This window comes from Actomonas spartinae (genome assembly GCF_051209155.1).
Taxonomy (GTDB): domain Bacteria; phylum Verrucomicrobiota; class Verrucomicrobiia; order Opitutales; family Opitutaceae; genus Actomonas.
In genome coordinates, this window is the sequence record NZ_JBPJGB010000006.1 from 125,972 (window position 1) to 138,447 (window position 12,476).

At 64.4% G+C, this 12,476-nt stretch carries 10 protein-coding genes; 2 read left to right on the top strand and 8 right to left on the bottom strand.

Annotation, left to right across the window (positions count from 1 at the left end):
* Window positions 1-189: 189 nt before the first annotated feature.
* Window positions 190-333, bottom strand: coding sequence for a hypothetical protein (locus tag AC0MRV_RS20180; protein ID WP_472766325.1), 144 nt, complete (start codon window positions 331-333; stop codon window positions 190-192).
* A 322-nt stretch (window positions 334-655) separates the two neighbouring features.
* Between AC0MRV_RS20180 and AC0MRV_RS20185 the strand changes: the two genes are divergently transcribed.
* Complete coding sequence (locus AC0MRV_RS20185; RefSeq protein WP_472766326.1) at window positions 656-1,471, top strand: BON domain-containing protein; 816 nt, start codon at window positions 656-658, stop codon at window positions 1,469-1,471.
* 6 nt (window positions 1,472-1,477) lie between these two features.
* Here AC0MRV_RS20185 and AC0MRV_RS20190 read toward each other — a convergent pair whose 3' ends face one another.
* The 7 genes from AC0MRV_RS20190 to AC0MRV_RS20220 all read right to left on the bottom strand — a co-directional run bounded on the left by AC0MRV_RS20190 (window position 1,478) and on the right by AC0MRV_RS20220 (window position 10,476).
* Complete coding sequence (locus AC0MRV_RS20190) at window positions 1,478-2,347, bottom strand: transglutaminase family protein (RefSeq protein ID WP_472766327.1); 870 nt, start codon at window positions 2,345-2,347, stop codon at window positions 1,478-1,480.
* A 31-nt stretch (window positions 2,348-2,378) separates the two neighbouring features.
* Window positions 2,379-3,977, bottom strand: coding sequence for a chaperonin GroEL (groL, locus tag AC0MRV_RS20195; protein ID WP_472766328.1), 1,599 nt, complete (start codon window positions 3,975-3,977; stop codon window positions 2,379-2,381).
* A 387-nt stretch (window positions 3,978-4,364) separates the two neighbouring features.
* The gene (locus AC0MRV_RS20200; RefSeq protein ID WP_472766329.1) at window positions 4,365-5,198 is read right to left on the bottom strand and encodes a hypothetical protein; all 834 of its coding nucleotides are present in this window, start codon (window positions 5,196-5,198) and stop codon (window positions 4,365-4,367) included.
* Between the two features lie 25 nt (window positions 5,199-5,223).
* Window positions 5,224-5,760 carry a hypothetical protein gene (locus tag AC0MRV_RS20205; protein ID WP_472766330.1) on the bottom strand — a complete coding sequence of 179 codons (537 nt, stop codon included), beginning with the start codon at window positions 5,758-5,760 and terminating at the stop codon, window positions 5,224-5,226.
* A gap of 229 nt (window positions 5,761-5,989) precedes the next feature.
* Window positions 5,990-7,375, bottom strand: coding sequence for a Gfo/Idh/MocA family oxidoreductase (locus AC0MRV_RS20210; RefSeq protein WP_472766331.1), 1,386 nt, complete (start codon window positions 7,373-7,375; stop codon window positions 5,990-5,992).
* A gap of 237 nt (window positions 7,376-7,612) precedes the next feature.
* Window positions 7,613-8,152, bottom strand: coding sequence for an NUDIX hydrolase (locus AC0MRV_RS20215; RefSeq protein ID WP_472766332.1), 540 nt, complete (start codon window positions 8,150-8,152; stop codon window positions 7,613-7,615).
* 86 nt (window positions 8,153-8,238) lie between these two features.
* Window positions 8,239-10,476 carry a carboxylesterase/lipase family protein gene (locus AC0MRV_RS20220; RefSeq protein WP_472766333.1) on the bottom strand — a complete coding sequence of 746 codons (2,238 nt, stop codon included), beginning with the start codon at window positions 10,474-10,476 and terminating at the stop codon, window positions 8,239-8,241.
* Window positions 10,477-10,596: 120 nt separating this feature from the next.
* Between AC0MRV_RS20220 and AC0MRV_RS20225 the strand changes: the two genes are divergently transcribed.
* Window positions 10,597-12,447 carry a sulfatase-like hydrolase/transferase gene (locus AC0MRV_RS20225; RefSeq protein ID WP_472766334.1) on the top strand — a complete coding sequence of 617 codons (1,851 nt, stop codon included), beginning with the start codon at window positions 10,597-10,599 and terminating at the stop codon, window positions 12,445-12,447.
* Window positions 12,448-12,476: the final 29 nt, after the last annotated feature.

Consider the following 12,476-nt stretch of genomic DNA (forward strand, 5'->3'; position numbering starts at 1 on the left):
AAAGCGACACTCTGCCAAGATAAAGAGGAACGAGAAAGATCGGGGCGTTGCCCCGTGGCTCACACCCGGTAACACGCTTCCCAACCGCTGCGCGGCGGCGGGCCGCTGAGCAACGCGTTGGCGATGGGGCGGTCGACGAAGCGGCGTCGGGCGCGGTCGAAATTCAACGCCTCGTGCCGTGGAACCTTCCTACCGCTTCTTGGTCGCCTCGATGCGGGCCTTGGTGAGTTGGGCCCGGGTGATCTCCGCCTGCCTTTTGGCGTTCAGGTGGTCGGTTCTGGTCTGCTTCTGGTCGGCCAGTTTGCGTTTGGATTTGGGGGACTTGTCGCCCATGGGGTGCTTTCGCTGAGGTTGCCTGCTCGCGAAAAAAGAGATCCTCCGCGCCACAACGCAGCCTCGCGCGACGGCTGGCCGAAGTAAACCGCGGGGCGGTGGTTAGTAGCCTGGCTTCAGGGAATGGTGGATTGCGGTTCGCTATTTCCCGGCAGGTGCGCGACGATGCCGCTTCCGCCGCGCTGATTGAATTGCCGCCGTCGAAGATGATTTCGATCGGCCGGACCCGCGGCTCCGTCCCTCGAGTTGAGGCGATGTCCTGTCCCACCCCTGCTGGCGCCACCGCCATCACCGCGCCGAGTGCGCCCTTCTTTGCCTATTTATGAAACCGTTTTTTCTCCTCCGCTCCCTGCTGTTCGTTTCCTTGGTGTTGCCGGCCTCCTTGGTTTCCGCCGCCGGCGCTGGCGATGTCGAGAGGGACATCAAATCATCCTTCAACTACCGCATGGTGCTGCGCAGTCATGTCGATGTGCGGGTGAGCGGCGAGGTGGCGACCTTGACCGGCCGGGCCGAGGACGAGACCACCAGGACCCTGGCCGAAGAAACCGCGCTTTCCCATCCCGGCGTCAATCGGGTGGTCAACCGGATCGAGGTGAAGCCATGGTTGAACGAGTTCTCCGATGGCTGGATGGCGCGTCACATCGAATTGCTGTTGATGGTAAAGGCCGACGTGAATCCGGAGACCACGCAGGTCGTGGTGCGCGAGGGCGTGGCAACGCTCACCGGGACCGCGGAGACTGCGGAGCAGAAAGCGCTCACGGTCCGTTACGCCGCGCAGATCAGCGGCGTGAAGGCGGTCGTTGATCAGATCAAGGTGTCCGACGCCCCGGTGGCGCGCCGGTTCTGGGACGGGCCGATCGACGACGCGTCGATCACCAGCCAGCTCCGCCACGCCATCCGCCAGACCCCCGCCGTCCAGCCGCAGTCGATCGCGCTTTCCACCCTGGATGGCGCGGTGCTCATCACCGGCCTGGCGCGCAGCGAGGCGGAAAAGGAACACATCACCCAACTGGCGCGGGAGGTTCGTGGCGTGGTCACGGTGACGAATTGGTTGTCGGTGCCGCAAACGGCCGAGGGCCAGGTCGCGCCCGTGCCCATCCCGGTGGATCGACAGGGTGATTCCCGTCTTGAGGGTTGATCCGAATCAGGCTGTTGCGGCCTCGATGCGACGCACGTGGACGGTGGTCGTGAACGTGGCGGTGGTTTGCGCATCGCTGCCGACCGCGCCTTGCACGGGGGTGACACTTTCGGCCACCACCGCGTGCGCGACCGGCACGTAGGTCGCGTCGCAAAAGACGCCATGTGTGGGGTCGAGTCCGCGCCAGCCGGCGCCCGGTAAAAAGACCTCCACCCAAGCGTGCATGTCGCCGTGGCTTTCCGGATCGGCGGAGCTGTCGAACTGGTAGCCGCTCACGAAGCGGGCGGCGATGCCCACGGTGCGCGCGCAGTCGATCAGCAGGACGGCGTAGTCGCGACACGTGCCGCGGCCGAGGTCGAGGGTTTCCGACGCGGTCTGGATGCCGGGAGCCTCGCGGCGGGCGTAGTGCAACTGGGCGGGGATGACGCGGTTCACTTCCGCCAGCCACGCGACCGTTTCGGTGGGCGAATCCGGCAAGTGTTGGGCGAGCCAATGGCGCAACCGGTGCCGCAGCGGCGCGGCCGGCGGAGTGAGGTAGATCGACAGGTTGAAGCGATGCAGCGGCTCGTATTCAAACGGGAATGACACCGCGTAGTCGCGCAGCAGGAAGTCGAAGGGGGGCAGGTCTGCGGTCGTCACGGTGCAGTGCGATTCGATTTCGAGCTGGCGTCCGGTGCCGCCAAAGCGGAGGGAGGCCGGCAGGTTGTCGAAGTCATCGCGCATCCAGCTGACCGTGGCCGCGGGCGAGAGGCGGAAGTCAAATCCGGCGACATGCAGCAGCGGATTCTCCCGCGGCCGCAGATACACGAGGTGAGGCATGAAGCTCACGTCGCGGTCGTAGTCGTAGCGGATGAGGTGGGTGATCGAGAGTCTCATGAGCGGAAGGGCGGGGACGGTGGGTTGCGGGTCATCGGCTGGCCACCGGTCCGTCGGCCGGGATTTCCGCCAGTAGGCCGGCGGTGGTGAGCAGCAGGCTGGCGATGGAGGCGGCGTTTTGCAGCGCCACCCGGGTGACTTTGGCCGGGTCGATGATACCGGCGGCGAAAAGGTCCTCGAATCGGCCGGTCGCCACGTTGAAGCCGTGACCGCCGGTGGCCTTCGCCACCTGATGGACGATCGGGCCTGGCTCCAGCCCGGCGTTTGCGCACAGCACGCGAAGCGGCGCCGAGAGCGCCTGGCTCACGATGCTCGCACCGATGGCCTCCGCGGCGCAAAGATCCAGTTCGGCGATCGCGGCCCGGCAGCGCAGCAAGGCTACGCCGCCCCCGGCCACGACGCCCTCGAGGGCGGCCGCGCGGGTGGCCTGCAGGGCGTCTTCGGCGCGGGTCATGGTTTCGTGTTGTTCGAGTTCGGTGGCCGCGCCGATGCGCAATACGGCGACGCCGCCGACCAGTCGGGCGAGGCGCAGACGCAGGTGGGCGAGGTCGGTGCCGGCCGCCGCGGCGTCGATCTGCCGGTGCAGGTCCCGGGCCCGGGACCGGACGGCTTCGCCGGCACCGGCGCCTTCGCGGATGAGGGTGGTCTCCGCGCCCACGGTGACGTGCCGAGCCTGCCCGAGATCCGCGAGGGTGAGGTCCTCGAGTCGGGCGCCGGTCTCGGTAGTCACCGGCTGGCAACCGCAGAGGATGGCGACATCGGCGAGTTGCTCGCGCCGTTGTTCGCCGTAGCCCGGTGCCATCACGGCGCAGACTAGCAGGGTGCGCCGGCGTAGGTTGGCCAACAACGTCGAGAGGGCTTCGCCGACGACGTCCGGAGCGATGATGAGCAGCGGTCTGCCGGCGACGACCACCGCCTGCAGCAGTGGCAGCAGGTGGTGCAGGTGCGACAGCTGTTGCTCCAGGACCAGCACGTAGGCGTCCTCCAGGCGGGCCTCGAGGGTGGCGGCCGAGGTGGCAAAGTAGCTGGAAACATAACCGCGGTCGAACTGCATGCCGTCGACGACGTCGAGGACGGAGCTCATGCCGCGGCCGGCCTCGATGGTCACGGCCCCGTCGCGACCGACGCGATCGAGGGCAGTGGCGATCAAGTCGCCGAGAACCGGGTCGCCGTTGGCCGAGACGGTGGCGATGTGTTGAAAATCCGCGCGGTGGAGGAGCGGTCGCGCGATCAGCGCGAGCACCGCCACCGCTGCTGTCACCGCTTTTTCGATACCACGCTTGAGGGGGATGGGATCGCAGCCGGCGGTCACGTGGCGCAACCCGTGCTGGAAGATCGCCTCGGCCAGCACGATGGCGGTGGTGGTGCCGTCGCCGGCCTCGCGGGAGGTGGCTGCGGCGGCCTGTTTCACCAGCTGCAGGGCGAGGTTTTCGAACGGATCGGGCAGTTCGATTTCGGCGGCCACGGAGACGCCGTCCTTGGTAAGGATCGGCGGGCGGTGACGCCGGTCGATTGCGACGTTGCGGCCGGCGGGTCCGTAGGTGGCCTTGACCGCCTGCGCCAGTTGGCGGACTCCGCGCAGCGCTTTGTGGCGGGCGTTGGCGTCGAAGAGAATTTGTTTGGCGGGCATGGGGAGGGCGGTGACTGCCGACGCGGGCGGTCGTTGCGCCGGCCGCCGTCTCGCAGGGAATCCTGCGCGGACGGAGACGTCATCGCCACGGGCGTGGGCCCATGGAGGAGATCCCGCTCGACGGCGGAGGAAGACATAACGCCGCCGCGCGAGGTGCTCGACACTAATCGCCGGTTTAGAGGCGAGGCACGGTCAAGCCGTTCCCCGGTGAACCGTTTGCGATGAATATAGTTTGGCCACGGCGCCGGTGCGGGTGGGCGCCGTCCGCTCAGATGCGGTAGCACGCTTCCCAACCGCGCCGGGGCGGCGGACCGCTGAGCAGGGCGTTGGCGATGGGGTGATCGACGAAGCGGCGTTGGGCGCGGTCGAAGTAAGCTTCGGGAACGGTTATATGTTCAGTTTGAAGACTTTTTCAATAATTGGGACGACTCCGGCATATTCACCCGAAACCATATCTTCGATTTTGAAGATAGAAGTTTCATACTTCAATGGAGCCTGTGTCACTGAATTGTTGGTGAATTTTGTTTCGTTATTTGGGTAAAACTCCTTGATGATTTTGTAGAAACTTCCACCTTCGGGATCTTCAATCTGCGTGATTTTTAGGGACTTTCGGTATGAGCCAAAGTCGTCAAACAGTTCATTCGAGGCATCGCCGATTCTTTTGACCACGGATTCTGAGGCCACGCCAGCGAGCGTATCAGCAACTCGACGCTCGAACATTTCCCTAATATTGCCTGCTTCAGGGTAAGTGGGAATATCGATTTCAAGAGTGCCGGATTCGAACTTATAGCTTTTGATTAATCCTGCTTCATACTGGGACTTTATTTCCAGCAGTTCCTGGATACTTTGTATAAGCCTGACTCGAGTAGAGTTGGGTAGTTCTGTTGCGTCCAAGCCGACTACCGATAGCACACGGGCTGCAATCTGCTTTTCTTCAATTGTTCGACCCAGCGAATCAATATTATTTGAAGAAGGACTGTCGGATAAATCTCGCGATTGAACTCGATTTGTTGAATTCACGGCGTGAATGGAAACTTCAGTTCTGTTGCTTAGGGCAACATCACTGCTTTCGTCAGTCGTGAGTTCTGTTTCGGCCAACTTAGCGTGATCCGTATTCAACGAGAGAGCGCGTTGGGAATCCAAGTTCAGACGGTTCCACACTGCTAATCCCACAATTAAGGCGATAAGAGCCGCAAGTATTGAAATTGCGCCGATTTTCATGGAAGTGCCTCCATTTGATTGAAGTCTAGCTGGAACCTTCTCGGTCCTGTAGTTCAGTATCGTCCTCTTCGGGCTCCACCGGCAAATTTATCGAATTTCCACCGCTAGAATCGTTTTCGCCATCTGAGGCTTTCATCTCTCCAGGGAACGTCGTGTTGCCGGCGGAATCAGGCGAGATCGGCCCGGAAATAGTAAACGGAATCGTTGTCGGTTGACCGGTTGGGGGGATGTCCACAACTCCCGGGTTAGATGTATCAGGGACATTGGGGCCCTGAATCTGGCCAAGCTCAACAGTTCCGGGAACAGTTCCTTGATTCGGAGGCTGAAACTCCCCGGTGATTGTTACAGTTACCCAGTCCGATGTATTGTTGGTATACGTAACAGTCCCTGGCATGCGTAGGATGAATGTTTCACCGACTTGAGCGTCCCCTTCAATGGACATATTTCCCAGCGAAATCGTGGTTTGTTGTGCGTGTAGAACAATAGCGCTAAATGCAAAGGTGGCGAGAAAGGCGACTTTTGTAAATATAGCCCTTCGGGAATATGGGTATTTCTGGTTCATTGAATTATGTCTGTTCGAGGTTAATCGGCCAGTTGGATTCATCATTGGACCAGAGTCGATTGTCCGGTGATGCCTTACGGTTCGAGATATGCACCAACCAAACTCTTCAACGCAAGGGTAGTGTTCGAATTTATAATTCTATTTGTTGTAATCAAGGAAGAGCCCTTAGTTTGTTGTTATTGAAATTTTGCTACTCGATAGACTGATGTCAGGGTTTTTGCATGGTCGGTCACACCCGATAGCATGCTTCCCAACCGCGGCGCGGCGGCGGGCCGCTCAGCAGGGCGTTGGCGATGGGGTGGTCGACGAAGCGGCGTTGGGCGCGGTCGAACTTCAGCGTGCCGCCGAGGCGTTGGGCGATGCAGCCAAGGATGAAGACCTGCGACAGCGGGCCCGAGATGTGGAACGGCGAGCGCGTCTCCTCTTGGCCCATACACGCCAGCGCGAAGTTGGCGAAGTGGTCGCTGTTCTTCTGCGAGAACTTGGGCAGGCTGGGTCCGAGCTCGCGCATTTTTTCGGCGGGGATGATGCGCAGCGTCGCGCTGTGGGTGCCGCCGCGGAAGACGGTGCCGTTGGCCGAGTAGAGGTATTTGCCGTTGCGCGCACGCTCGGCACCCACGGTTTCCTCGGGCGGCAGGTCGGGCAGGTTCTCCACTCCGTCATACCAGAACACGTCGCAGGCCGGGTGCGCCGCGCGCGCCGGAAAACCAAAGCGAATCGTGGTCGCCTGCGGGAAGATGAAGTCGTTGGGACCGTCGCGTTTCACCGCCTCGATGGTCTCGGGCAGGCCGAGATCGAGGAAGCGGTGCGCCGTGTCCAGAATGTGGGGTGCCCAATCGCCGAAGGCGCCGTCACCGTATTCGAACCAACTGCGCCAGTTGCCGGGATGCAGGCGTTCGCTGAAGGCCTGCACCGGGCGGCCGACATGCCAGAGGTCCCAATCGAGGCCGGCGGGGATCGGTTGATGGTCGTAGCCGTCGACCGTCCAACCGTGCCAACGGCGCGGCGAGTTCATGAAGGCGTCGATGCGGGTGATGTCCTTGATGACGCCGGCCTCGGACCAGGCCTTGAACTGAAAATAGTTGGGGCCGGAGTGCCCTTGGTTGCCCATCTGCGTGACCACGCCGGTGCGTTCGGCTTGCTCAATGAGCAGATCAACTTCGGCAAAAGTCTGGGCGAGGGGCTTCTCCACGTAGACGTGTTTGCCGGCGGCCATCGCCGCCATGGCGACGGGGAAGTGGGAGAAGTCGGGCGTGGCGATGACGACGCCGTCGATGTTGCCGGCTTGCTCGGCGAGCATCTCGCGGAAATCGGCGTAATACGGGATGTCGCCAAGGATCTGCTTGGGCTCAATGCAGTGTGGTCCGTCGAGGTGGACGTCGCAGGCGGTGGTGAAGGTGACGAGGCCGGTGTCATTGAAGGCCTCGATGACCTGTTGGCCGCGATTGCCGATGCCGACGATGGCGAGCCGCACGCGATCGGCGGAGTTGGTGGAGGCCGCGCTGGCGCTTGCGTTGGTGGCGGGTGAGCCGGTCCGGGTTTGGCAACCGGCCCACAACAAGGAGGAGGCAAGGGCGCCGGAGCGCAGGAAATCGCGACGACTGGGGTGGGGCATGGGCGGAAGCTAGGCGCTTCGCCCGCCGTGGCCAAGTCGATGTGACGAAAAGCTGACGCACCGGGGTGGTGGGCGATGTGCCGCGGCGGAGAGGCAACGCAGCGCCCGCTATCGGCGGACGGCCAAAACGACGTCCGGAGGCCGACGTCCGCCGTCGAGCGGCAGCAGGGTGGACGCGGTCGTCCCCGACCGCGTGCGTCCACTGTCTCGCGCTTCGGCCAATGGTTTTACCCCGTCCTAGACCAAATGTGGCCGCGCCAGCAGGTAGGCGGCGATGTGGTTGCCCTGGTTGAACTCGCCGTGGGCGATGGCCTCGTCGACCTCGGCGACGGTCAGGGTGTGGATTTCGATCTGCTCGCTTTCGTCGAGCTTTTGCTCGCCGATCCGGGTCACGCCGCGCGCGAGGAAGGCATGGAACTGGTTGTTCTGGCGGGCCGGGTTGGGGAAGAAGGTTTTGAGGTGCCGCCAGTCCGTCCCGCGAGCGCCGCACTCTTCGAGCAGCTCGCGCCGCGCGCCTGCTTCGGGCGTTTCACCGGCGTCGAGCAGGCCGCCCGGTAGTTCGAGCGAGAAGGTGCTGCCGCCGTGGCGCCATTGGCGCACGAGCAGCAGGCGGCCGTCCTCCAGCACCGGCAGCACGTGCACGAAGTCGGGTTTCTCCAACACGTAGAAGGGGTCGATGATCAACCCGTCGTGGCGCCGGCAGGTGTCGGCGCGGAGGTGGATCCAGCGGTCGCGATGGATGATGCGGGAGGCGGTGGTTGCCCAGGGATGCAGCATGCGCCGGAGCCCAACCGATGCTCGCCGACCCGTCGAGCCCGCGCTCGACCGGGTTGGCGGAGGCTCCGGCCACTTGCCAACGGATCCTAGCGCCAGGCGCCGGCTTCGTTCTCAAGCACCACGTCGGAGACGACCGTGCTGTCGTAGGTGAGCGGCTGGTGGGAGCAGAAACCGATGCCGACGTAGAACGGGCCGTCGAAGGCGAGTTCGAAGGGTTCGCCGAGCTGGTGCATCGGCTCGCCGTCGAAGCTGGCCCACAGGGTGAACTGCGTGCCCGCTTTTTGGATACCGAGGCGCAGGCGGGAGTAGTCGGTCTCGATGTGCTCGGCCTCGGCCATGTTGGCGCCCTTTTCGGCGCGGTAGGCGAGGTGGACGAGGCCGCCGCCATGGAGGGCGCTCATGATCTGTTTGCTGTCGTCGTCGAGATCCTGGCGGATGACGAGCACGGCCTTGCGGTCGAAGTAGCCTTCGCCTTTGGGGAAACGCACGTCGGCGGCGAGGGTCACGTCGCCGTCCATTTGTTTCCACAGGTAGCGGAACTCGTCGCGGAAATACCAGATGTTGGAGCTGGCCGAAGTGATCGAGTAGCTGTCGAGGGCGTCGTCGTAGCTGGCGCGGCCGGGCAGGAAGGGGCCGCCAATATCGGCCTGACCCTCGAAGACGCCGAGCGGTTGATCGAGCACGACGCTGGGGCGGGTGAAGCCCTCGGGTGGCGGCACCTGTTGATGGATGGCGGAGCCGGCGAGGGTCCAGTCGGGCACGAAGATCACCGACGGATCCGTCTGGAACTCGTAGCGCGCGCGATGATCGTCGAAAGTGACGCTGAGCTCGGGCGCGAGGTGCATGACGGGGTGGTCGTTGGCCGCGGTGTAGGCGGGCCAGGCGGGCAGGCCGTCGCCGTTGGGGTCGCCGTGTTTGGCGAAGTTGGCCCAGTAGGTGGACATCTGGTCGGCGAGAGCGCGGTCGACCTCGGTCCAGGGGGCGTTCTTCGAGTCGAGCACGTTGAAGACGTATTCGATGTCCCAGGAGTGGGCGGCGCTGGGCTGCTGGCCGGGACGGGAAAGATCGGGATTCAAGGGCACGAGACGATCGAAGCGGTAGCGGTAGACCGGTTGCTCCGTGGTGCGGCCGTGTTCCTCCAACCACTTCCAGGTGCTGGTGGCGATGAAGCGGTCGCCCCCGTAGTCGGCGGCGGCGCGGGCGGCCTCGGCGTCATTGGATGCTGAATACGCGGCGAGGAAGCGCTCGGCGAAGATGCCGAAGCGTTCGGCGGCGGCGAGGTGGAGGTTGGCGAGGGTGGGTTCGGCGCGGCCCAGCAGGGTCCACGGGCCGCCTTCGTCGAGGTTCCAGCCGGCGAGCAAGGGCACGGGGGCCTGTTCGCCGCGGGCAAAGACGACCGCGGGTTGGGCGGTGAAAAACAGGCCGTCGAGGTTGGGACGGAAGCGGCCATGCTCCATGGCCTTGTCGAGGAGCTCGTCGGCGGGCATCGCGCGCAGGGCCGCGAGGTCGGCGGCGCCGATGGCGGTGGCAAAGTCGGCGCCGGCGGCGGCGGAATCGGTCAGCGAAGGCAGGGCGCCGCCGAGCGCGCTGCCACTTTGACCGATGGCCCGGTGGAAGAGGCCGCGGGCCTCGGGCGAGGCCATGAGGGCGCTCACCGCCATGGAGCCGGCGGATTCGCCGAAGATCGTGACCTTCGCGGGATCACCGCCGAAGCCAGCGATGTTGGCCTGCACCCATTTGAGCGCGGCGACCATGTCGAGCAGACCGTAGTTGCCGGCGGCGCCGGCCGGGGACTCGGCGGCGAGCTCAGGGTGAGCCATAAAACCGAAGACGCCCATGCGGTAGTTGAGCGAAACAACGATCACGCCCTCCTGCGCGAGTTGGCTGCCCTCCTGGCGCGGCTCACTGCTGCCACCGGCGATGAAGCCGCCGCCGTGAATCCAGAACATGACGGGAAGCGGTTTGTCGCCCGCGTCGGTCGGCACCCAGACGTTGAGGTAGAGGCAGTCCTCGCTGGGGCCTTCGTCGAAGAAGAACATATCGGGCCAGATCTGCTTCTGCATGGCGCGCGGCGCGAAGTCATGGGCGGGGCGAACGCCCTCCCACGAGGCCGGCGGCTGCGGGGGTTGCCAGCGCAGGTCGCCCACGGGCGGGGCGGCGTAGGGGATGCCTTTGAAGAGCTGCACCTTGCCGTCGGCGCTGAGCAGGCCCTCGACGGTGCCTTGGGCGGTCGGACGTTGGACGGGTTGCAGGTCTTGGGCGAAAAGCGGCGCCGCCAAGGTGGCGAGCGCCAGCAACAGGCGGGGGATGGGCGGGATCGTCATGGGGACCGGGACGTTGCGGGAAACGCGCCTCTGCGGCAATCGAGGTCTTGGGCAACGTTAGGCAACGATCACTCCAGGCTTGGCGCGGCGCTGTCGGTCACCCCATACCATCCGCGACCGATGAGCGACGAAGCGCGACAAGAGAAACGAAACCGCGGAATCGATTGGACGCCGTGGTGGGTGTGTTTGGCGCTGAGCCTGACGGCCTTGGTTCTGATTCCAACCGAAGTGTTTCTGGGGAACCGTTCCGATCTGCTCCTCTATCTTGGCGAAGCCCTCCTGTGGCCGCTGGGGCCGGCGGTCGGGGTGAGCCTGCTGGGCGCGGCGCTGCTGTGGTGCCTGCGCGGACCTTGGCGCGAGCGCGCGGTGGCGCTGGTGCTGGTGGGCACCTTACTGCTGTGGGTGCACGCCCACCTGCTGGTTTGGCGACACGAAGTGATGGACGGGAGCGAGATTGATTGGGCGGCCTACCGCGGGCGTGACCTCATCGACGCGGCCCTGTGGTTGGTCGGGCTGGGCCTGGCCTGGTGGCAGGCGCCGCGGCTGCATCGTCACGCGGGCACGGCGGCGGCGGCGCTGGTGGCGATGCAGGGAATGTCGCTGCTCGTCGCGGCCAACCAAGCGCGCGGCACGGAGTTGGATTTCTTCAAGGGTTACTACGTCGAGAAGGAGGACCGCTTTCAGTTTTCGCCCGAGCGCAACGTGGTGGTGTTGCTCGTCGACGAATACCAGACCGACATCTTCGCCGAGGCGGTTGCGCCGAAGCCGGAGTATGCCGAAGCCTTCGACGGGTTCCGCTACTACCCGAACACCCTGGCCGGGTTCAACTTCACCGAATTTGCGGTGCCGGCGATCCTGACCGGGCGCATCTACGACAACCAGCAGACGCGGGCCGCCTTCCTGCGCGAGGCTTACCTGGAGGAGTCGTTGCCGGTGCTCATGCAGCAGGCGGGCTACCGGGCCGAGGTGTATCCATGGCGCGGATTCGCCAACGAGGCCGTCTACTATCGCGAGGAGGTGGCGAGCAACTTCAAGCAACGTCCGGTGCCGCGCCTGGTGAAGCTGCAGGAACTCGCGCGGGTGCTGGATCTCGCGTGGTTTCGCTGCCTGCCGCACTTTGCCAAACGCTGGGCGCACGACGGCTCGGAGGGTCGCCTGAGCCGGGCGGTGCGCAGCGACGACCAGACCGATGAGAACAGCGCCTCCGCCGAGCTTGGCGCCAATGACACGATCGACTGGCACCTCATCGAGTTCACCCGCAATCCCGGCAGCGAGCGGCACTTCATGCGGCAGGACGCGCCGCAGCCGACCTTCAAGTTCTTTCACCTCACCGGCATCCACGTGCCGGTGAAATTCGACCGCAACCTGGTGCGCGGCCAGTATCCCTACACCCGCGAGGCGTTCAGCGGACACGCCGAAGCCTACGCGAAGATGATGTTGTCCTTCATCAAGGTGCTGAAGTCGCGCGACCTCTACGACCAGACCATGATCGTGATCGTCGGCGATCATGGCAGCGGGCGGAAGCCGGAGCTGTTTCTCAATCCCGGCTCGGGCGAAGCGAGCCGGCAGCTCGATGCCGTGTCGTCGCGCGGCAGCTTCCAACGCGACAAGGCGCGCGGGGCACCGTTGCTGTTGATCAAACCCTTCGGGGCGCACGGACCCTTGCAACGCGTTGACACCCCGGCGTCGGCGATTGATGTGCCGGCCACCGTGCTGGCCGCGGTGGGCGCGGAGCCCTCCCGGCGGCCGGCGATGAACGCGCATCCAGAGTTCACCGGCGTGCCCCTGCTGGAGGCCGAAACGGAGCCAGCCGTCGACCCTTCCCGTCCTCGCTACTACGGTGCCATGCGTTGGTCCAAGGAGCAGAGCGACTATGTCAGCCCAATCTCGCTCTGGCGGGTTGCAGGCGACGTCTGGGACGATCGCGATTGGTCGTTCGTGGAGAAGCTCGCCCCGCCAGCGAAGAAGTGATGATCACGCGGAACACCGTGATGTATATT

Excerpts from the sequence above, each read along its gene's own strand:
- AC0MRV_RS20180 (WP_472766325.1), bottom strand. The coding sequence starts at position 333 with ATGGGCGACAAGTCCCCCAAATCCAAACGCAAACTGGCCGACCAGAAG.
- AC0MRV_RS20185 (WP_472766326.1), top strand. The coding sequence starts at position 656 with ATGAAACCGTTTTTTCTCCTCCGCTCCCTGCTGTTCGTTTCCTTGGTG.
- AC0MRV_RS20190 (WP_472766327.1), bottom strand. The coding sequence starts at position 2,347 with ATGAGACTCTCGATCACCCACCTCATCCGCTACGACTACGACCGCGAC.
- groL (WP_472766328.1), bottom strand. The coding sequence starts at position 3,977 with ATGCCCGCCAAACAAATTCTCTTCGACGCCAACGCCCGCCACAAAGCG.
- AC0MRV_RS20200 (WP_472766329.1), bottom strand. The coding sequence starts at position 5,198 with ATGAAAATCGGCGCAATTTCAATACTTGCGGCTCTTATCGCCTTAATT.
- AC0MRV_RS20205 (WP_472766330.1), bottom strand. The coding sequence starts at position 5,760 with ATGAACCAGAAATACCCATATTCCCGAAGGGCTATATTTACAAAAGTC.
- AC0MRV_RS20210 (WP_472766331.1), bottom strand. The coding sequence starts at position 7,375 with ATGCCCCACCCCAGTCGTCGCGATTTCCTGCGCTCCGGCGCCCTTGCC.
- AC0MRV_RS20215 (WP_472766332.1), bottom strand. The coding sequence starts at position 8,152 with ATGCTGCATCCCTGGGCAACCACCGCCTCCCGCATCATCCATCGCGAC.
- AC0MRV_RS20220 (WP_472766333.1), bottom strand. The coding sequence starts at position 10,476 with ATGACGATCCCGCCCATCCCCCGCCTGTTGCTGGCGCTCGCCACCTTG.
- AC0MRV_RS20225 (WP_472766334.1), top strand. The coding sequence starts at position 10,597 with ATGAGCGACGAAGCGCGACAAGAGAAACGAAACCGCGGAATCGATTGG.